We start from the raw sequence: 19,131 nt of genomic DNA, 5'->3' as shown, positions 1-19,131 counted from the left end.
CACAGCTCGCATCCGAGCGCGCGACAGCGGGATGCCCTGGGTCACACTGGCCTGGTGCATCCCGCTTTCCTGTATCTGCCCGGCCAACGCCTGACGCTCCCCGAACTGACCGCTGCCCGCCTCGACGGCGACGTCGTGGATGTCGGCGAGGCCTTCATCCCCGCGGATCTCGTCGAGGATGCCGACGTCCGCGCCGCGTCGATCGCTGCGATCGTTCAGCCGGGCACCGCGGTCTGCGGTCCGAGTGCCGTCTGGGTCCACGGTGCGTGCGACGCGCCCCCGAACCCGCACCACCTCCGCCGCGCCGTGGCGAGGCGCATCCGCGCAGTGCAGAGTCCGCGCGTGCGTTACCACGACACTCCCCTCCCGGCCGAGGATCTCCTCATCATCGGCGGCATCCCGATCACGAGTCCGCAACGCACCCTGATGGACCTCGCGCTTGGGAGCCAGCGTGATCGCACACTGGATCGATGGGCGCAGATGCTCATCGAGCACGACCCGCATCTGCTCGGGAGCGCGCGAGAACGCATCCGCACCCTGCGGCGCGTTCCCGGTTCTCGACGTGCCCTGGAACTCCTCGAGGGGCTCGGGTTCAGGAAGACGTGACGCGGTAGACGTCGTACACCGCGTCGATCCTCCGCACAGCATTGAGCACGCGGTCGAGATGCACGGCATCGCCCATCTCGAACACGAACCGGCTGATCGCCAATCGGTCGTCGTTGGTGTTGACCGTGGCCGAGAGGATGTTGACGTGGTGCTCGCTCAGCACGCGCGTCACGTCGGACAGCAGACCGGAGCGGTCGAGGGCCTCGACCTGGATCTGCACGCGGAACACGCTCTTGGTGGTCGGTGCCCACGACACCTCGACGAATCGGTCCTGCTCGTTGCTCAGGGCCTTGACGTTGACGCAATCGCTGCGGTGCACTGAGACGCCGCTTCCGCGCGTGACGAAGCCGACGATCGGATCGCCGGGCACCGGCGTGCAGCACTTCGCGAGTTTCACGAGGATGTCTGCGGCTCCGCGCACGAGAACGCCCGAGTCGCCCGCACGCGGTTCGCGGGTCGGCACACTACCCGGGAGGTCGATGGCGCCGGTCGTCGTGTCGTTGGCGGCGACGTTGGCCGTGACCTTCTCGAGCACCGACTGGGTCGAGATGTGCCCCTCGCCCACCGCCGCGTACAGCGCCGAGACGTCCTCGTAGCGCAACTGCTGCGCGACCTCGGCGAACGAGTCCTGGCTCATCAGACGCTGAAGGGGCAGGTTCTGCCGGCGCATCGCGCGGGCGATCGCCTCCTTGCCCTGCTCGATGGCCTCCTCGCGTCGCTCCTTCGTGAACCAGCCGCGGATCTTGTTGCGCGCACGGGTGCTCTTGACGAACCCGAGCCAGTCCTGACTCGGTCCGGCATCGGGGTTCTTCGAGGTGAAGACCTCGACGACGTCGCCGCTCTTCAGCTCGGACTCGAGCGGCACCAGGCGGCCGTTCACCTTCGCACCCATGGTGCGATGGCCGATCTCGGTGTGCACCGCATAGGCGAAGTCGACGGGGGTCGCACCGGCAGGAAGACCGACGACGCGCCCCTTCGGAGTGAAGACGTAGACCTCCTTCGCGCCGATCTCGAACCGCAGCGAGTCGAGGAACTCCCCCGGGTCGGCCGTCTCGGCCTGCCAGTCGGAGATATGCGCGAGCCAGGCCATGTCGGTGTCGGATGCCCGCACCTCGGCCTTGCCGCCATTCATCCGCTCCTTGTACATCCAGTGCGCCGCAACGCCGTACTCGGCCTGCTGGTGCATCTCGTGGGTGCGGATCTGGATCTCGACCGTGCGGCCCGCGGGGCCGATCACGGTCGTGTGCAGCGACTGATAGAGGTTGAACTTCGGGGTGGCGATGTAGTCCTTGAACCGACCGGGCAACGGCGTCCACCGGGCATGGATCGCACCCAGCACGGCGTAGCAGTCGCGCACCGAGGCGACGAGCACGCGGATGCCGATCAGGTCGTAGATGTCGTCGAACTCTCGACCCCGCACCACCATCTTCTGGTAGACGGAGTAGAGCTGCTTCGGTCGGCCCGAGACCTTGCCGCGGATGCGCAGATCACGCAGATCCTCGTCGATCTCCTCGACGACCTGGCTCAGGTACTTCTCGCGCTGCGGAGTGCGCTGTGCGATGAGGCTGTGGATCTCGTTGTAGATCTTGGGGTGCAGCACGGCGAACGAGAGGTCCTCGAGCTCGGACTTGATCGCCTGGATACCGAGGCGATTGGCCAGCGGCGCGTAGATCTCGAGCGTCTCCTTGGCCTTCTTCGCCGCCTTCTCCGGCGGGACGAAGCCCCAGGTGCGCGCATTGTGCAGGCGGTCGGCGAGCTTGATCAAGAGCACGCGGATGTCCTTCGACATCGCCACGATCATCTTGCGGACGGTCTCGGCCTGGGCGCTCTCGCCGTACTTCACCTTGTCGAGCTTGGTGACACCGTCGACGAGCATCGCGACCTCGTCGCCGAACTCGGCGGTGAGGTCGGTCAGCGCGTAGCCGGTGTCTTCGACGGTGTCGTGCAGGAGCGCCGCCGCGATGGCGCGCGGTCCGAGACCGAGCTCGGCGAGGATCTGCGCGACCGCGAGCGGATGCGTGATGTACGGCTCACCGCTCTGACGCTGCTGCCCGGTGTGCTTGTCCTTGGCAACCGCGTACGCGCGCTCGATCACCGAGAAATCACCGCGGGGGTGATTGGCCCGGACGGTGCGGATCAGGTTGTCGAGGTCGTTGACCCTGGACGCGCGCGAGAAGATGCGGGGAACCAGACGCCGCAGGCTCGATCCCTGCGCCGGCGACTGTGCTTCCGCCATCCGCTCACCTCCGAATCAGAACATCAGACAATCCTACGTCCGTCCGGCGGGACGGGATCCCACCGGACGGATACGTCAGGCTTCGACCGTCGCGCGCAGGCGCGCTTCGCGGATCCGGGCGTCTCGCTCGCGGATCTGCGGCTCGTTCTCGCGGAAGAGCGAGTAGAGCGGAGCGGCGACGAACAGGGTCGAGTACGTCGCGACGAGGATGCCGACGAAGATCGACAGCGAGATGTCGGTCAGCGTCTCGGCGCCGAGCCACAGCGATCCGATGAAGAGGATCGCTCCGACCGGGAGGGCTGCGACCACCGAGGTGTTGATCGATCGCACGAGGGTCTGGTTCACCGCCAGGTTGACGGACTCCCCGAACAGACGCGCGGACTTCTCGCCGTCCTCGTGCGTGTTCTCTCGGATCTTGTCGAAGACGACCGTCGTGTCGTACAAGGAGTACGCCAAGATCGTGAGGAATCCGATCACCGCCGCCGGCGAGATCTCGAAGCCGGCCAGCGCGTAGACGCCGACGGTGATCACGAGCACATCGAGCAGACCGATGATCGCCGCGGCCGACATCTTCCAGGTACGGAAGTAGATCGCCAGGATCAGGAAGGTCAGGGCGAGGAAGATCGCCAGGCCCCAGAGCGACTGGCGGGTGACGCTCTCACCCCAGGCCGGGCCGATGAACGACGACGTCACCTCGGCGGTATCGACCTGATACGCCTCGGCGAGAGCCGCGGTGACCTGCTGCGTCTCGTCGGCGGTCATCTGGTCGGTCTGCACGCGAATGTCATCGCCGTTCACCACGACGACCTTGGTGGCCGATTCGGGCACGACCGACTTGACCGCGTCGGTGGCGATCTGCTGATCCGTGCTGTCCGGGGCCGCGACGGTGAACTGCGATCCGCCGGTGAACTCGATCGAGAACTGGATCGGACGGATCAGCGGCACCAGGGCCGAGCCCACGACCAGGATGATCGCGATGATGAACCACAGGCGGCGACGACCGACGAACGGGAAAGAGGTCTTTCCCGTGTACAGGTTGTTGCCGAACTCATTCATGGAAGGCATCAGGCGTCTCCCTCACTTCCGGCGTTGGTGGGTCTGTCACCCGCGAGAGCCTCCGCGCGCTTGCGCTCGGCGATGGTCTGACGACGCTCCGCCTCGCCGCGTGAACGCGAGTTGCGCGCGCCACGACCGGCGGATGTCGTCGCGACCTCGCGGAACTGCGACCGATTGCGATAGACCGCGCCCAGTGCTTCGGGGTCGAGCCCGGAGAGCTTGTGGCCTCCCCCGAAGAAGCGTGTGCGGGCGAGCAGCTGCATGACCGGATGCGTGAAGATCACGAAGATGAACACGTCGATGATGGTCGTGAGGCCGAGCGTGAACGCGAAGCCCTTCACCGTCGAGTCGGCGAGGATGTACAGCACGAGCGCGGCGAGGATGTTGATGGACTTCGAGATGTAGATCGTGCGCTTGGCGCGTCCCCAACCGTCTTCGACGGCCGAGGTGATCGACTTCCCGTCGCGCAGCTCGTCTCGGATTCTCTCGAAGTAGACGATGAAGGAATCGGCGGTGAATCCGATCGACACGATCAGACCGGCCACACCCGCCAGCGAGAGACGGAAGCCGAGGCGCCACGCGAGGATGCAGATGACGATGTAGGTCAGCACACCCATCACCGCGATCGACGCGATGATCACCGTCCCGAGGGCTCGGTAGACGATGAGCGAATAGATCGCGACGAGGATCAGGCCGATGAGACCGGCGATGAGGCCGATCTGGAGCTGCTGCGTACCGAGCGTGGCCGACACCGTGTCGGAGCTCTGCACGGTGAAGCTCAGCGGCAGCGCACCGTACTTGAGCTGGTCGGCGAGGGTCGTCGCCGAATCCTGGGTGAAGCTGCCCGAGATGCTCGGCCGGCCGTCGAGGATCACACCGTTCATACGGGGAGCCGAGATCACGACGCCGTCGAGCACGAAGGCGAACTGATCGCGGGGGGTGAGGCCGTCGATACGGTTCTGGTTCAGGCGGGTGCTGACCTTGCCGAACTTGTCGGCCCCGTCCGGGTTCATGGTGAGCTGGACGAGCCATGCGCCGTTCTGCGGATCGCGGCCGCTCGCCGCGTCGTCGATCGCCGTTCCGTCGAGCTCGGCCGGACCGAGCAGGAACTTCGCCTGACCTGCCTCGTCGCACGCGATCATCGGCTGCTCGCTCGGCACGTTGGTGGGGTTGTCGGGGTTCGCGCAGTCGTAGGCGAGGAACTCGGCCTGCAACTTGGGGGTGGCCCAGTTGAGGTCGCTGCCGTCGGTCGGCTCGGCCGTCGGGGTCGCCTCGAGCGACGGGTCGGGACTCGGGTACGGCGTCTCGTTGCCGTCGTCACCGACGAAGGACGTCGTCGCGGCGGTCGTGGCCAGGACCGCTCGGAACTCGAGCTGCGCGCTGCTGGTGATCCGCTCGCGTGTCTGCTCATCGGCGACACCCGGGATCTGGACGACGATGTTCTGTCCGCCCTCCGTGGTGATGTCGGCCTCCGCGACGCCCGAAGCGTCGACGCGCTGACGGATGATGGACGCCGCCTGATCGAGCTGCTCCGCTGTCGGCGGGTTGCCATCCTCGGTCTCTGCCTGCAGCACGATCTGGGTACCGCCCTGGAGGTCCAGTGCGAGCTCCGGAGCCCACGAGCTCTTCCCGAAGACGTACACCCCGGCTGCGTTGATGCCGAAGAGGACACCCGTCACGAGGAGCAGGCCGAGAAGGACCCGCCAGGCGTGACGGACAGGAGAGGATGAAGCCACGTGAGTTCAGCTTTCTGAGAGGCCGGATTCCGGGGTGCGGTCGAACGCCGCGGACTTACTTGTCGTCTGCGTCGCGGTCGAGGCGCGCGCGCGTCTCTTCCGGGGTCTCGGCGACGGGCACGTCGGCCTCGACGATGGTGGCGTCGTCAGCGAGCTCGGCGTCGACGGCGACGATGTCCTTCGGCTCGACGATGCGCAGGATCGCCTGGCTGTGCACCTCGATCACGACACCGGGGGCGACCTCGACCGATGCCGGGTGGTCGAGGTCATCGGGGTCGTAGGAGACGATCGTGCCGTAGATGCCGCCCTGCAGGAGCACGCGCACGCCGGGAACCGTCTTCGTCGCCTTCTCCTCCTGCTCTGCCTTCATCTGCTTCTGACGCTTGCGCGTGTTGAAGATCATGAAGACGAGGAGGACGGCCAGCAGACCGAAGAGGATGATTTCCATGGGGCGGAGCGCCTTTCTGAGGTGCACGCACCATCAACGGGCGCACAGAAGTTTCGGGGAAGTCTTCTGTGATTATAGGTCATCGAAGCGAAGCGCTCCGTCGGGGTGCGAGACACCGAGATGCGCGTACGCTTCGGGCATCGCGACGCGACCCCGCGGAGTGCGGCCGAGGAATCCGATCCGCACGAGGTAGGGCTCGACGACGCTCTCGACGGTCTCGGCCTCTTCGCCGACGGCGACGGCGAGGGTGCTGAGTCCCACCGGCCCCCCGCGGAACCGTCGTACGAGCGCTTCGAGAACGGCGCGGTCGAGACGGTCCAGACCGATCGGGTCGACGTCGTACAGTTCGAGCGCGGCGCGGACGTCGGCGATGGTCGCCGCTCCCCCGCCGTGCACGAGCGCGTAGTCGCGCACGCGCCGGAGAAGACGGTTGGCGATGCGGGGCGTCCCCCGCGATCGGCGCGCGATCTCGGAGAGCGAATCGGACGGAAGGTCGACGCCGAGCACCGCTGCGGATCGCGCGATCACCCGCTCCAGTTCACCCTCCTCGTAGAACTCCAGATGACCGGTGAACCCGAATCGGTCGCGCAGCGGGTTCGGCAGCAGTCCCGACCGTGTCGTCGCTCCCACCAGGGTGAACGGTGCGAGCTCCAGCGGGATGCTGGTGGCCCCCGCCCCCTTGCCGACCATGATGTCGATGCGGAAATCCTCCATGGCGAGGTAGAGCATCTCCTCGGCGGAGCGCGCCATCCGGTGGATCTCATCGATGAAGAGCACTTCGCCGGGCACGAGACTCGACAGGAGCGCAGCGAGGTCGCCGGCGTGTTGGATGGCCGGTCCGCTCGACAGGCGCAGGGGGCGCTCGCTCTCGTGCGCGACGATCATCGCCAGCGTCGTCTTGCCGAGTCCGGGCGGACCCGCGAGCAGGATGTGATCAGCGGGGCGGCTCTGGATGCGGGCCGCCTCGAGCAGGAGCTGCAGCTGACCGCGCACCTTCTGCTGTCCGACGAACTCGCCGAGACTGGTCGGGCGCAGGGCGCCCTCGATCGCGAGCTCGGTCTCGTCGACGGGCTCGGATGCGTCGAGAGCGTCAGCCACGTGCGGGCCCCAGCATGGCGAGCGTGCGACGCAGCAGCGGTGCGACGGCAGAACGCTCCGCGTCGGATGCCTCGGCGGCGGTTTGCGCGGCGGCCTCGGTCGCGACCTTCTCCGACCATCCGAGTCCGACGAGGGCGGCCGCGACCTGACCCACCACATCCGACGCACCCGAGGGACTCGGCGCCGCCGCAACCGTCGGCTGCACCTTGCCGGCGAGCTGCACGACGATGAGCTTCGCGGTCTTGGGGCCGATTCCGGACACGCGGCGGAAGGGCGCGTCGTCTTCGGCGTTCACTGCCTCTGCGATCTGGTCGACGGTCAGGTGCGACAGCACCCCGAGTGCGGACTTCGGCCCGACCCCCGTCACGCTGATGAGGAGCCCGAAGACATCGAGCTCGTCGCGCTCGGCGAATCCGAAGAGCGAGAGCGCGTCCTCGCGCACGATCAGGCTCGTGTGCAACCGCAGCTGCTCCCCCACCGTCGCGGTGTGCGCGACGTCGGCCGGCACGGCGACGGAGAACCCGACGCCGCCCACCTCGACGACGACCTGGTCGGATGTCGAGTGCAGCACGGTGCCGTGCAGGGAGGAGATCATCCTCCCAGCCTAGGCCCCACGTCGTACGTATGTTCGAGCGACACGCTCGGCATCAGCCCACGCGCGCTGCGCCGGCGTCAGCCCGCCCGCAGCAGCAGCCACCCCCGCGCTGCCCCGGCGCCAGGCGTGGCAGAGCGCGATGGCGAGGGCGTCGGCGGCATCCGCCGGCTGCGGAGGAGCATCGAGACGGAGTATCCGAGCGATCATCGCCTGCACCTGGCGCTTGTCGGCCGATCCGTATCCGGTCACCGCTGCTTTGACCTCGCTCGGCGTGTGAGTCGCTGCGGGAAGACCCGCCTCGGCCGCGAGCAGCAGCGCGACTCCGCTGGCCTGAGCCGTGCCCATCACCGTGTGCGTGTTCTGCTGCGCGAACACGCGCTCGACAGCGACCGCGTGCGGGGAATGCGCGACTATCACTTCGCGGATACCGGCGGCGACGGTCGCGAGACGCTCGCCGATCGGCGCATCCGGAGACGAGCGGATCACTCCGACGTGCACGAGCGTTCCGCGACGCGATCCGTCGACGTCGACGATGCCCACACCGCATCGGGTGAGGCCCGGGTCGATCCCGAGCACGCGCAGCGAGGAGGAGGTCACTCCCCCAGGCTAGGCGGCACCGTCGACGTCCGGCGCGTGGCGCGCCTAGCTGTCGTCGTTCTCGAGTTCGGCCTGCACCTCGGACGAGAGGTCGAAGTTGCTGAAGACGTTCTGCACGTCCTCGCTGTCCTCAAGTGCATCGATCAGGCGGAAGACCTTGCGTGCGGTGTCGGCGTCGATCTCCACCTTGAGGTTCGGCACGAATTCGACGTCTGCCGATTCGTAGTCGATGCCCGCCTCCTGCAGCGCGCTGCGCACGGTGACGAGGTCGGTCGCCTCGGTGATGATCTCGAAACCCTCGGAGTGCGGCTCGATCTCTTCAGCACCCGCCTCGAGCGCGGCCATCATGACGTCATCCTCTGTGGTCCCCTCGGAACCGACGACGATGACGCCCTTGCGCGAGAAGTTGTAGGCGACGCTGCCCGGGTCGGCCAGCGTTCCCCCATTGCGGCTGAGAGCCGTGCGCACCTCGGCGGCGGCACGGTTCTTGTTGTCGGTCAGACACTCGATCATGAGCGCCACGCCGTTCGGGCCGTATCCCTCGTACATGATCGAGGTGTACTCGACGGCCTCGCCGCCGATTCCGGCTCCACGCTTGACCGCGCGGTCGATGTTGTCCTTCGGGACAGAGGTCTTCTTCGCCTTCTGCACCGCGTCGAACAGCGTGGGGTTACCCGCGAGGTCGGCGCCGCCGAGCTTGGCTGCGACCTCGATGTTCTTGATGAGCTTGGCCCAGGACTTGGCGCGCCTGGAGTCGATGATGGCCTTCTTGTGCTTCGTGGTGGCCCACTTGGAATGCCCGGACATAAGTCTCCACTCGTCGTATCCGCCCGTGGGCACGGCCCAGGGCATCGTCCAGTCTAACGAATCGTGACGTCGACTACCGGGGTGCGCTCGCGTAGCGTCGCGCCTCGTCGAGGAAGAGCTCGTGGAATCGGCGCTCACCGTCCATCTCGGGATGGAAGCTCGTGCCGAGCAACGGCCCTTGGCGGACAGCGACCACCGTGCCGTCGGGGAGGGTGGCCAGCACCTGGACGGAAGCCCCCGAACGCTCGACGATCGGCGCCCGGATGAACGTCGCGGACACGGGAGCGTCGCCGAGCACCGGCACATCGAGGTCGATCTCGAACGATTCGGACTGGCGTCCGAAGGCGTTGCGCCGCACGTCGATGTCGAGGCCGCCGAACGACTCCTGCCCCGCGATCGCGTCGAGCACGGTGTCCGCCAGGAGGATGAGTCCCGCGCACGTGCCGTACATCGGCATCCCTGCCCGGATCGCCGAGCGAATCGGTTGCTGAAGCCCGAACATCCGCGCCAGTTTGTCGATGACGCTGGACTCTCCGCCCGGCAGCACGAGTCCGTCGATCCCGACCAGCTCCTCCGGGCGGCGCACGAGCACCACGTCCGCTCCGAGTTCTGCGAGCAGGGCGACATGCTCGCGCACGTCGCCCTGCAGTGCGAGGACTCCGACGGTCGGACTACCAGCCACGCTCGGAGAGCCGGTGCGGTGCGGGGAGGTCGGACACGTTGATCCCGACCATCGCCTCGCCGAGCCCGCGCGAGACCTGGGCGATCACGCTCGGATCGTCATGGAACGTGGTCGCCTTCACGATCGCCGCGGCGCGCTGGGCGGGGTTGCCCGACTTGAAGATGCCGGAACCGACGAACACGCCGTCCGCGCCCATCTGCATCATCATCGCGGCGTCCGCGGGGGTCGCCACTCCTCCCGCGACGAACAGCACGACCGGCAGCTTGCCCGTCGCCGCGACCTCGACGACGAGGTCGTAGGGCGCCTGCAACTCCTTCGCCGCCACGTAGAGCTCGTCCTTGGTCATCGAACGCAGCACGTTGATCTCGCTCATGATCTTGCGGATGTGCTTGGTCGCCTCCGACACGTCACCGGTGCCGGCCTCGCCCTTCGAGCGGATCATCGCGGCGCCCTCGTTGATGCGACGCAGCGCCTCGCCGAGGTTCGTCGCCCCGCATACGAAGGGCACGGTGAAGCCGAACTTGTCGATGTGATTGACGTAGTCCGCCGGCGACAGCACCTCCGACTCGTCGATGTAGTCGACGCCGAGCTCCTGGAGGATCTGCGCCTCGACGAAGTGGCCGATGCGCGCCTTCGCCATCACCGGGATCGAGACGGCGTCGATGATGCTGTCGATCATGTCGGGGTCGCTCATCCGCGAAACCCCACCCTGCGCGCGGATGTCGGCCGGAACCCGCTCCAGCGCCATCACGGCCACGGCGCCGGCATCCTCGGCGATCTTGGCCTGCTCCGCAGTGACGACGTCCATGATGACGCCGCCCTTGAGCATCTCGGCGAGACCGCGCTTGACCCGCGCGGATCCGGTGGTTGCCTGATCGTTCATCGCATTCCTCTCGGCTGAGCCAAATGACTCGTTTGATCTATGTCAAACCGTAGCATCGTCCCGGACGTTCTAGAATCGGTGTCGAGGACCCATGAGCGCCGAGATCACCGGAACGACCGCAGCAGACATCGCCGACAGCGTGCGCGCCCTGCGCGACCGCGGCACCCTCCGCCCCGGCGATCCGCTTCCCCCTGTCCGGGAACTAGCCACCACTCTCGGCGTGAATCGCAACACCGCGGTGGCCGCCTATCGCCAGCTCGCCCAGGCGGGGCTCGTCGTCTCCCGCGGGCGCGCCGGCACCACGATCGCCGGCGTCGAGGCGGTGGCCCAGGAGGGTTACGCGGCGGACACCGTCCTCCGCGATGTCGGTACGGGCAACCCCGAGCCCCGGCTCATCCCCGATCCGTCCCCCGCACTCGCCCGCGTCACCGGACGCCCTGTGCTGTACGGGGAGCCCGTGATCGACCGCGGCCTCGACGCCTGGGCACGCGAGTGGATCGCCACCGACCTCGATCACGCCGACTTCCGCGTCACCGTCACCAGCGGCGCGGTCGACGCCGTCGAGCGGCTCCTCGCACAGGCTCTCACGCGCGATGACGCGGTAGCGCTCGAGGACCCCTGCTTCCTCGCGAGCATCCATACGGTGCGACTCGGAGGGTACCGCGCCGTGCCGGTCCCCGTCGACGGAGAGGGGATGACGGTCGCCGGCCTCCGCGCGGCGCTCGATGCCGGCATCCGCGCCATCATCTGCACTCCCCGCGCTCAGAACCCCACCGGCACCAGCCTGACGGCCGCGCGCGCGGCCGAGCTCCGCGCCGTGCTCGCCGACCACCCCTACGTGCTGATCATCGAGGACGACCACTTCTCGATGCTCTCGCAGCGCCCCTACGAGACGGTGATCGGACCGGAGCACCGGCGTTTCGCCCTCGTGCGCTCCGTCTCGAAGTTCCTCGGCCCGGACATGTGCCTGGCGCTCGCAGCGACCGACCCGGACACGGCCGAACGCCTGTCGATGCGGCTCAGCCCGGGGACGACCTGGGTGAGCCATCTGCTCCAGCGACTCACGCATGCCCAGCTGACCGATCCCTCAGCCCTGAAGACGATCGGCATCGCTGCGGCGCACTACGCCGAGCGCAATGCCGCCTTCGCTCGGCTCCTGCGCACTCACGGATTCGACGCCCCCGACTCCGACGGCCTCAGCCTCTGGGTCGAGTTGCCGCGCCCCGCGCGCGCCGTCGCCGAACAGCTCATGCGCCGCGGATGGCTGGCCCGGACCGGTGACGAGTTCGCCCTCGATGAGAAGGCCGAGCCGTCACGGCATCTGCGGCTGACCGTCCACGATCTGTCCGATGCGGATGCCGCAGCCTTCGTCGCCGACCTCGTCGCGGCTTCCCGATGACCACCCGAAGCGGGAACGCACCCGCCCTGAAAGAAAGGATCGGGAGATGAAGATCCTCTCCATCCAGTCCGCCGTCGCCTACGGTCACGTCGGCAACTCCGCCGCGGTGTTCCCGTTGCAGCGCATCGGCGTCGAGGTCCTCCCGGTCTACACCGTGAACTTCTCGAACCACACCGGATACGGGGCCTGGCGCGGCCCGATGATCGATCCCGCCGAGGTGCGCGAGGTCATCACCGGCATCCAGGATCGTGGCGTCTTCGGCGGCATCGACGCCGTGCTCAGCGGGTACCAGGGCGGCGACGGCATCGGCGACGTGATCATCGACGCCGTCGCCCGGGTCAAGGCGGAGAGCCCGGATGCGGTCTACGCGTGCGACCCGGTCATGGGCAACGCCAAATCCGGGTGCTTCGTCGCGCCCGCGATCCCCGTGCTGCTCCGGGAGAAGGTCGTGCCGGTGGCGGACATCATCACGCCGAACCAGTTCGAGCTCGGCTTCCTCACCGAGACCGATCCCGACACGCTCGAGTCCACACTGGCCTCGGTCGACCTGGCCCGCGCGATGGGACCGCGGACGGTGCTCGTCACGAGCGTCGAGCGTCCGGACCGCGAAGAGGGAACGATCGAGATGCTCGCGGTCGACGATGAGGGTGCCTGGATCGTGCAGACACCGCACCTTCCGATGAAGGCGAACGGATCGGGCGACGTGACCGCCGCGCTCTTCACCGCGCACTACGTCGAGACCGGCAGCGCGCAGACCGCCCTGGAGCGCACCGCATCGAGTGTCTTCGACCTGCTGAAGGCCACGCTCGACTCCGGAGAGCGCGAGCTGCAGCTCGTCGAGGCGCAGGAGTTCTACGCGCACCCGCGCATGCAGTTCACCGCCCGGCAGGTCCGCTGAGCTCAGGCCACCGGCCAGGCGCCCGCGACGGCCTCCCGCACCTCTCCCAGGAGCTGCGGGAGTGCCTTCGTCTTCGCGATGATCGGGAAGAAGTTCGCGTCGGAGCGCCACCGCGGCACGACGTGCTGGTGCAGGTGGCCGTCGACTCCCGCGCCGGCGACGGCGCCCTGGTTCATCCCGATGTTGAAGCCGTCGCAGCGAGAAACCTCCGTCAGCACACGCATCGCGGTCTGCGTCAGTGCGCCGATTTCGGCGACCTCTTCGGGGGTGGCCTGGTCGTACGTCGCGATGTGCCGGTACGGGCAGACGAGCAGATGTCCCGAGTTGTAAGGGAACAGGTTCAGCAGCACGTAGGCGGTCTCACCGCGGGCGACGATCAGCCGTTCGGCATCCGGATGCTTCGGTGCTTCGCAGAACGGGCACTCCTCGCGCAGCGGTTCGGGCCCCGCCTGGATGTAGGCCATCCGATGCGGGGTCCAGAGCCGCTGGAACTCGTCGGGGACTCCGGCGAACGTACCGGCGTCCTCCGAGTCGATCCCGGTCACGCCAGGTCCCCCGCTTTCAGCACGAGGGCGTGCGACTCGATCGCGGCGCGGATGCGGTTCACGGCATCCGCGACGGGCACGCCGTTCTCCTGCGTGCCGTCGCGGAAGCGGAATGAAACCGTTCCTGCCGCGCGGTCCTGTTCACCGACGATGAGGATCAGCGGCACCTTGGCGGTGGTGTGGTTGCGGATCTTCTTCTGCATACGGTCGTCCGAGTGGTCGACGTCGGCACGGACCCCTGCGGCGCGGAGCTGTCCGACCACGTCGTCGAGGTAGTCGCCGTACTGCTCGGCGACCGGCACACCGACGACCTGGCTCGGTGCGAGCCACAGCGGGAAGTCGCCCGCGTAGTGCTCGAGGAGGATCGCGAAGAAACGCTCGACGGATCCGAGCAGTGCGCGATGGATCATCACCGGGCGGTGCTTCTGCCCATCCGACCCGGTGTACTCCAGCTCGAATCGATCGGGCTGATTGAAGTCGAGCTGGATCGTCGACATCTGCCAGGTTCGCCCGATCGCGTCCCGCGCCTGCACCGAGATCTTCGGACCGTAGAACGCGGCGCCGCCCGGGTCGGCGACGAGCTCGAGCCCGGATTCCACGGCGACTTCCCTGAGGGTCTCGATCGCCGTCGACCACTGCTCCGGGTCGCCGAGGAACTTGGGGTTGCCCTCTTCGTTCGTCGACAACTCGAGATAGAAGTCGTTCAGGCCGTAGTCGCGGAGGAGGTCGAGGACGAGGTTCAAGTTGGTGGTGAGCTCCTCCTTGACCTGATCCTGCGCGACGTAGATGTGCGCGTCGTCCTGGGTCAGACCGCGCACACGGGTGAGGCCCGAGAGGGTGCCGCTCTTCTCGTAGCGGTAGACCGTGCCGAACTCCGCGAGCCGCAGGGGCAGCTCGCGGTACGAACGCCCGCGCGAGCGGAAGATGAGGTTGTGGAACGGGCAGTTCATGGGCTTCAGGTAGTAGTCCTGCCCCTCCCGCGTGACGTTGCCCTCCTCGTCGACGACCTCATCGAGGTGCATCGGCGGGAACATGCCGTCGGCATAGGTCTGCAGGTGACCCGACGTCATGAAGAGATCCTTCTTCGTGATGTGCGGGCTGTTGACCAGGTCGTAACCGTTGCGCAGCAGGTGCTTGCGCAGGTTCTCCTCGATCTCGTACCGGATGATTCCGCCCTTGGGGTGGAACACCGCGAGACCCGAGCCGATCTCATCGGGGAACGAGAACAGGTCCATCTCGCTGCCGAGCTTGCGGTGGTCGCGGCGCTCTGCCTCGGCGAGGCGCTCCTGGTACGCCCGCAGCTCGTCCTTCGACGGCCACGCGGTGCCGTAGATGCGCTGCAGCTGCGGGTTCTTCTCGCTACCGCGCCAGTAGGCGGCGGCAACGCGGGTGAGGTCCCAGCCGTTGCCGATCATGCGCGTGTTCGGCAGATGCGGGCCGCGGCAGAGGTCCTTCCAGACCACTTCGCCGTCACGGGTGGTGTTGTCGTAGATCGTGAGTTCGCCCTCGCCGACCTCGACGGACGCGCCATCGGCCGCTTCCTTGCCGCCCTTGAGCCCGATCAACTCGAGCTTGAACGGCTCGTCGGCGAGTTCGGCGCGGGCCTCGTCATCGGTCACCACGCGGCGCACGAACCGCTGGCCCTCGCGGACGATGCGCTGCATCTCTTTGGTGATCGCCTTCAGGTCCTCGGGCGTGAACGGAGAATCGACGCCGAAGTCGTAATAGAAACCGTCGGTGATGGGTGGCCCGATGCCGAGGTTCGCCTGCGGGTTGATGCGCTGCACCGCCTGGGCGAGCACGTGCGCGGTCGAATGGCGCAGGATGCCGAGGCCGTCGGGGCTGTCGATCGTGACCGCCTCGACCTCGTCGGCGTCGGTCACTGTGGTCGCGAGGTCCTTGAGGATGCCGTTGACGCGCATGGCGACGACGGATCGGTCAGAGAACAGGGCGAAGCCGTCTTTCGGCTGGGCGTTTTCAGGCACTGATCACTCCATCTGGGTCTGGATCTAGGCTACTCGCATGGCCCGGTCGCGCTGACCGTCACGCCCCCGGCTCGCCGGCCGCCTGAGTCACGGCCGGCGCGAGGATGATGATGGCCGCACCGACGAGGGCGATCGACGACCCCGCCCAGTCCCAGACGGTCGGCTTGAAGCCGTCGACGATGATGCCCCAGGCGAGCGATCCCGCGATGAACACGCCGCCGTAGGCGGCGAGCACGCGGCCGAAGTTGGCGTCGGGCTGGAGCGCGGCCACGAATCCGTAGGCGCCGAGGGCCATCACTCCGAGCACGGCGAAGATCCACCCGCGATCCTCCTTGAGCGCCTGCCAGATCAGCCACGCTCCACCAATCTCGGCGACGGCGGCCAGCACGAAGAGCACGATGATGCGGAACACGGTCATGCGGCCAGTCTGGCAGTACCGGGTAGCGTGAACGGATGACTCGAACGATCGCGCGCTGGACACTCGCCGCCGCCCTGGGCGCCATCGGGATTCTGCACTTCGTGCAGACGAGGGGGTTCCGTGTCGTCGTGCCGGACTGGGCGACCCGCATATCCCGCCTCGACAAGGAAGCGATCGTCGTCGCGTCGGGCGTGGTCGAGGTCGGGCTCGCGGTGGGCCTGGTCGCACTTCCCCGGGAACGCCGCAGGATCGGATGGGCGACAGCGATGTTCTTCGCCGCCGTGCTCCCCGGCAACGTGCATCAGTGGCGCACGGGCCGTTCGACGCCGGGGCTCGACACCGACCGCCGCCGATTCGGACGGCTGTTCCTGCAGCCGCTCCTGATGGCGTGGGCGGTGTGGGCGACCAGTGCCGAGGGGCGAAGTCAAGGCCGCCGCTGACATTTCCCCGATGACGTGACGGGCGCCAGAATGGGGCGATGTCCTCGCCTTCGCTCGTGTGGTTCCGAGATGATCTGCGCCTCGCCGACAACCCCGCGCTGCGCGCCGCGATCGATCGCGGAGAGCCGATCCTCGCCGTGTACGTGCTCGACGAGGAGTCCCCCGGCATCCGCCCGCTCGGAGGCGCGGCCCGCTGGTGGCTGCATCACTCCCTCGCCTCGCTGGATGAACGGCTGAGAGAACGCGGGGGTGCGCTGGTGCTACGCCGCGGCCCTGCCGGCCGTGTCATCTCCGAAGTCGTGGCGGATGCCGGTGCGGGCGCCGTGTTCTGGAATCGCCGGTACGGCCGCCCCGAGCGCGATATCGATGCCGAGCTGAAGACCACGCTGCGGGCGGACGGCATCGAGGTGGCCTCGTTCGCGGGATCCCTTCTCCATGAGCCGTGGACGGTGACAACGGGCGCCGGCACGCACTTCTCGGTCTTCACCCCGTTCTGGCGCGCCTGCCTCGCGCTGCCCGCGCCGCGTCTCCCGCTCCCCGAACCGCGGGAGATCGACGGCATCCGCTCGGCCCCCGCGTCGGACGATCTCGACGACTGGGGTCTGCTCCCCACCCGTCCGGACTGGGCGGAGGGGCTACGCGAGACGTGGGAGCCCGGGGAGCCCAGCGCGCGACACCGGCTGCGCACCTTCCTCGACGAGGACCTCGGCGCGTACGACCGAGCGCGCGACGAACCGTCCGCGGGTGCCACGTCTCTTCTCTCCCCGCGTCTGCGCTGGGGCGAGATCAGTCCGTTCACGGTGTGGCACGAAGCAGTCGAGACAGAAGGCGCGGGCGGCTTCCTCTCCGAACTCGGATGGCGCGAGTTCGCGTGGCACACGCTCTACCACTTCCCCGATCTCGCGTCGAAGAACCTCCGGCCCGAGTTCGACGCATTCCCCTGGCCGCGGTTGAAGCCGTCGCACCTCGGCGCATGGCGGCGTGGGGAGACCGGAGTGCCGCTGGTCGACGCGGGGATGCGGGAGCTCTGGCGCACGGGCTACATGCACAATCGCGTGCGGATGGTCACGGCATCCTTCCTCGTGAAGAACCTCCTGATCGACTGGCACCACGGCGAGGAGTGGTTCTGGGATACGCTCGTCGACGCCGACGGGGCGAACAATCCGTTCAACTGGCAATGGGTGGCGGGCTCCGGGGCGGATGCGGCACCTTACTTCCGTATCTTCAATCCCGAGCTCCAAGCCAAGAAGTTCGACCCGAACAGGCTTTACATCTCCCAGTGGGCGTCGGACGCCCCCAGCGAACCGATCGTCGATCTCGGGGAGACACGGAAGGCGGCGCTCGCCGCGTACGACGTCGTCAAGCGCGCGCCCCGCGATCGGTGAGCCGTCCGACGGCCGGTGCCACGGCCCCGCGGGCGCTCACTCACCGTACGATCGAGGAAGCCCCCGCTTCCCTGCCATGAAGGATCCCCGTATGTCCGTCGACCGCTTCGACACCCTCACCGAGAACGATCTGCGAGAGGCGGGGAGCGTCAAGTGGACCACCTTCCCCGACACGATCGGCGCGTTCGTCGCCGAAATGGATTTCGGCGTCGCGCCGGCAGTGAAGGACGCCGTGGGCGATGCCCTCGAGCAGGGCCTCACCGGCTACCTGCCGCAGCACCTCGCCGATCAGCTCGCCGCTGCAACGGCCACCTGGTACGGCGCGCGCTACGGCTGGGAGATCTCTCCCGCTCAGGTGAAGCAGGTGCCCGATGTGATCACCGCTTTCGAGTACGCGATCGAGCAGTACACCGCGCCGGGAGCCGCCGTGATCGTGCCGACACCGGCGTACATGCCGTTCCTCATGGTTCCCCCGATGCACGGGCGACGGGTCATCGAGGTTCCGAGCATCGTCGAGAACGGCCGCTGGGTCATCGACCAGCAGGCCGTGGCCGCGGCCTTCGCCGAGGGAGGTGAGCTGTTCGTGCTGTGCAATCCGCACAACCCCCTCGGGACGGTCGCGACGCGAGAGGAACTCGAACGGGTCGCGAAGACCGTGCACGACGCGGGTGGGCGCGTGTTCTCCGACGAGATCCACGCGCCGATCGTCTACGCCCCCGGCCGGCACATCCCCTATGCATCGATCTCCGACGTCGCCGCAGGTCACACCCTCACCGCCACCTCCGCTTCCAAAGCGTGGAACCTGGCGGGACTGAAGTGCGCGCAGGTGATCGTCTCGAACGCCTCGGACGCCGCGCTCTGGGAGAAGGAAGGTGCCTGGTCGGGGCACGGTACGTCGACGATCGGAGCCGTCGCCAACGTCGCCGCCTACACCGGTGGGGGTGCGTGGCTCGACGAGACGGTCACGTATCTGGACGGCAACCGGCGAGCACTGGCGGCACTCGTCTCCGAGCACCTCCCCCAGGTGAAGATGACCGTTCCCGAGGGAACCTACATCGCGCTCCTCGATTTCCGCGAGACCGGCGTGACGGGCGATCTCGGAGAGTGGTTCCGCGAGCATGCCGGCGTCGCGATGACCGACGGGGCCGCCTGCGGGGTCTCCGCGGTCGGGTTCACCCGGTTCGTCTTCGCCCTGCCCAGACCGCTCCTGGAGGATGCGGTTCGTCGGATCGCCGCCGCGCTGGCCGCCCGCTGACCGGCGAAATCCTCCGCGCCCCTTCCACCGGGCGCTTCGGCATGGTTTGCTGTGGGCGGAGG

The 19,131-nt window shown here is 67.8% G+C and carries 19 protein-coding genes; 6 read left to right on the top strand and 13 right to left on the bottom strand.

Annotation, left to right across the window (positions count from 1 at the left end; all coding sequences use genetic code 11):
- Positions 1-54: 54 nt before the first annotated feature.
- Complete coding sequence (locus ACIPVN_RS02055; RefSeq protein WP_400438786.1) at positions 55-606, top strand: type IV toxin-antitoxin system AbiEi family antitoxin; 552 nt, start codon at positions 55-57, stop codon at positions 604-606.
- Here ACIPVN_RS02055 and ACIPVN_RS02050 read toward each other — a convergent pair.
- The 10 genes from ACIPVN_RS02050 to pdxS form a co-directional block, all read right to left on the bottom strand.
- On the bottom strand, positions 593-2,842 hold the full coding sequence (locus ACIPVN_RS02050) for a bifunctional (p)ppGpp synthetase/guanosine-3',5'-bis(diphosphate) 3'-pyrophosphohydrolase (RefSeq protein WP_247622426.1): 2,250 nt from the start codon (positions 2,840-2,842) through the stop codon (positions 593-595). The two genes, ACIPVN_RS02055 and ACIPVN_RS02050, sit on opposite strands and share 14 nt — an antisense overlap.
- A gap of 75 nt (positions 2,843-2,917) precedes the next feature.
- Positions 2,918-3,907 carry a protein translocase subunit SecF gene (secF, locus tag ACIPVN_RS02045; protein ID WP_400438782.1) on the bottom strand — a complete coding sequence of 330 codons (990 nt, stop codon included), beginning with the start codon at positions 3,905-3,907 and terminating at the stop codon, positions 2,918-2,920.
- A complete protein-coding gene (gene secD / locus ACIPVN_RS02040) occupies positions 3,907-5,634 on the bottom strand; it encodes a protein translocase subunit SecD (RefSeq protein WP_400438779.1) in 1,728 nt (575 codons plus the stop codon). Before secD ends, secF begins: the two co-directional genes overlap by 1 nt.
- 55 nt (positions 5,635-5,689) lie before the next feature.
- A complete protein-coding gene (yajC, locus tag ACIPVN_RS02035; RefSeq protein ID WP_400438776.1) occupies positions 5,690-6,082 on the bottom strand; it encodes a preprotein translocase subunit YajC in 393 nt (130 codons plus the stop codon).
- A gap of 72 nt (positions 6,083-6,154) precedes the next feature.
- Entirely contained in the window at positions 6,155-7,180 is a 1,026-nt protein-coding gene (gene ruvB / locus ACIPVN_RS02030; protein WP_400438773.1) for a Holliday junction branch migration DNA helicase RuvB, read from the bottom strand.
- On the bottom strand, positions 7,173-7,775 hold the full coding sequence (gene ruvA / locus ACIPVN_RS02025) for a Holliday junction branch migration protein RuvA (protein WP_400438770.1): 603 nt from the start codon (positions 7,773-7,775) through the stop codon (positions 7,173-7,175). The genes ruvB and ruvA overlap by 8 nt, the downstream gene beginning before the upstream one ends.
- A gap of 9 nt (positions 7,776-7,784) precedes the next feature.
- On the bottom strand, positions 7,785-8,372 hold the full coding sequence (gene ruvC / locus ACIPVN_RS02020) for a crossover junction endodeoxyribonuclease RuvC (protein WP_400438768.1): 588 nt from the start codon (positions 8,370-8,372) through the stop codon (positions 7,785-7,787).
- 45 nt (positions 8,373-8,417) lie between these two features.
- On the bottom strand, positions 8,418-9,179 hold the full coding sequence (locus tag ACIPVN_RS02015) for a YebC/PmpR family DNA-binding transcriptional regulator (RefSeq protein WP_400443283.1): 762 nt from the start codon (positions 9,177-9,179) through the stop codon (positions 8,418-8,420).
- 73 nt (positions 9,180-9,252) lie between these two features.
- Positions 9,253-9,861, bottom strand: a complete 609-nt coding sequence (gene pdxT, locus ACIPVN_RS02010; protein ID WP_400438766.1) for a pyridoxal 5'-phosphate synthase glutaminase subunit PdxT — start codon at positions 9,859-9,861, stop codon at positions 9,253-9,255.
- Positions 9,851-10,744 (bottom strand): pyridoxal 5'-phosphate synthase lyase subunit PdxS, encoded by an 894-nt coding sequence (gene pdxS / locus ACIPVN_RS02005; protein WP_400438763.1) that lies wholly within the window; start codon positions 10,742-10,744, stop codon positions 9,851-9,853. Before pdxS ends, pdxT begins: the two co-directional genes overlap by 11 nt.
- A 91-nt stretch (positions 10,745-10,835) precedes the next feature.
- Here pdxS and ACIPVN_RS02000 point away from each other — a divergent pair, with 91 nt between their 5' ends.
- Both ACIPVN_RS02000 and pdxY read left to right on the top strand, forming a co-directional pair.
- Complete coding sequence (locus tag ACIPVN_RS02000; RefSeq protein ID WP_400438760.1) at positions 10,836-12,143, top strand: aminotransferase class I/II-fold pyridoxal phosphate-dependent enzyme; 1,308 nt, start codon at positions 10,836-10,838, stop codon at positions 12,141-12,143.
- A gap of 46 nt (positions 12,144-12,189) precedes the next feature.
- Positions 12,190-13,041 carry a pyridoxal kinase PdxY gene (gene pdxY, locus ACIPVN_RS01995; RefSeq protein ID WP_400438757.1) on the top strand — a complete coding sequence of 284 codons (852 nt, stop codon included), beginning with the start codon at positions 12,190-12,192 and terminating at the stop codon, positions 13,039-13,041.
- A gap of 2 nt (positions 13,042-13,043) precedes the next feature.
- Here pdxY and ACIPVN_RS01990 read toward each other — a convergent pair whose 3' ends face one another.
- The 3 genes from ACIPVN_RS01990 to ACIPVN_RS01980 all read right to left on the bottom strand — a co-directional run bounded on the left by ACIPVN_RS01990 (position 13,044) and on the right by ACIPVN_RS01980 (position 15,989).
- Positions 13,044-13,586: an HIT family protein gene (locus ACIPVN_RS01990; RefSeq protein WP_400438755.1), complete on the bottom strand. Its 543-nt coding sequence runs from the start codon at positions 13,584-13,586 to the stop codon at positions 13,044-13,046.
- Positions 13,583-15,508: a threonine--tRNA ligase gene (gene thrS, locus ACIPVN_RS01985; protein ID WP_400443282.1), complete on the bottom strand. Its 1,926-nt coding sequence runs from the start codon at positions 15,506-15,508 to the stop codon at positions 13,583-13,585. Before thrS ends, ACIPVN_RS01990 begins: the two co-directional genes overlap by 4 nt.
- A gap of 121 nt (positions 15,509-15,629) precedes the next feature.
- Positions 15,630-15,989: a YnfA family protein gene (locus tag ACIPVN_RS01980; RefSeq protein WP_400438752.1), complete on the bottom strand. Its 360-nt coding sequence runs from the start codon at positions 15,987-15,989 to the stop codon at positions 15,630-15,632.
- A 35-nt stretch (positions 15,990-16,024) separates the two neighbouring features.
- On the opposite strand from ACIPVN_RS01980, the gene ACIPVN_RS01975 reads away from it, so the two are divergent.
- The 3 genes from ACIPVN_RS01975 (at position 16,025) to ACIPVN_RS01965 (ending at position 19,069) form a co-directional block, all read left to right on the top strand.
- Positions 16,025-16,429, top strand: a complete 405-nt coding sequence (locus tag ACIPVN_RS01975) for a hypothetical protein (protein WP_400438750.1) — start codon at positions 16,025-16,027, stop codon at positions 16,427-16,429.
- A gap of 38 nt (positions 16,430-16,467) precedes the next feature.
- Positions 16,468-17,814 (top strand): cryptochrome/photolyase family protein, encoded by a 1,347-nt coding sequence (locus ACIPVN_RS01970; RefSeq protein WP_400438747.1) that lies wholly within the window; start codon positions 16,468-16,470, stop codon positions 17,812-17,814.
- Positions 17,815-17,905: 91 nt separating this feature from the next.
- Complete coding sequence (locus tag ACIPVN_RS01965) at positions 17,906-19,069, top strand: MalY/PatB family protein (protein ID WP_400438744.1); 1,164 nt, start codon at positions 17,906-17,908, stop codon at positions 19,067-19,069.
- Positions 19,070-19,131 lie beyond the last annotated feature (62 nt).

The sequence above is a fragment of the Microbacterium sp. NPDC090003 genome (assembly GCF_044748385.1).
Classification (GTDB): domain Bacteria; phylum Actinomycetota; class Actinomycetes; order Actinomycetales; family Microbacteriaceae; genus Microbacterium.
This window is presented reverse-complemented; position numbering and strand designations above follow the sequence as displayed.

Bases quoted from the DNA above. Each gene is read 5' to 3' on its own strand.
- ACIPVN_RS02000 (WP_400438760.1), top strand. From the start codon at position 10,836: ATGAGCGCCGAGATCACCGGAACGACCGCAGCAGACATCGCCGACAGC.
- ACIPVN_RS01980 (WP_400438752.1), bottom strand. From the start codon at position 15,989: ATGACCGTGTTCCGCATCATCGTGCTCTTCGTGCTGGCCGCCGTCGCC.
- thrS (WP_400443282.1), bottom strand. From the start codon at position 15,508: ATGCGCGTCAACGGCATCCTCAAGGACCTCGCGACCACAGTGACCGAC.
- pdxS (WP_400438763.1), bottom strand. From the start codon at position 10,744: ATGAACGATCAGGCAACCACCGGATCCGCGCGGGTCAAGCGCGGTCTC.
- pdxY (WP_400438757.1), top strand. From the start codon at position 12,190: ATGAAGATCCTCTCCATCCAGTCCGCCGTCGCCTACGGTCACGTCGGC.
- ACIPVN_RS01965 (WP_400438744.1), top strand. From the start codon at position 17,906: ATGTCCGTCGACCGCTTCGACACCCTCACCGAGAACGATCTGCGAGAG.
- secF (WP_400438782.1), bottom strand. From the start codon at position 3,907: ATGCCTTCCATGAATGAGTTCGGCAACAACCTGTACACGGGAAAGACC.
- ACIPVN_RS02015 (WP_400443283.1), bottom strand. From the start codon at position 9,179: ATGTCCGGGCATTCCAAGTGGGCCACCACGAAGCACAAGAAGGCCATC.
- ACIPVN_RS02050 (WP_247622426.1), bottom strand. From the start codon at position 2,842: ATGGCGGAAGCACAGTCGCCGGCGCAGGGATCGAGCCTGCGGCGTCTG.
- yajC (WP_400438776.1), bottom strand. From the start codon at position 6,082: ATGGAAATCATCCTCTTCGGTCTGCTGGCCGTCCTCCTCGTCTTCATG.
- ruvA (WP_400438770.1), bottom strand. From the start codon at position 7,775: ATGATCTCCTCCCTGCACGGCACCGTGCTGCACTCGACATCCGACCAG.
- ACIPVN_RS01975 (WP_400438750.1), top strand. From the start codon at position 16,025: ATGACTCGAACGATCGCGCGCTGGACACTCGCCGCCGCCCTGGGCGCC.
- ACIPVN_RS01970 (WP_400438747.1), top strand. From the start codon at position 16,468: ATGTCCTCGCCTTCGCTCGTGTGGTTCCGAGATGATCTGCGCCTCGCC.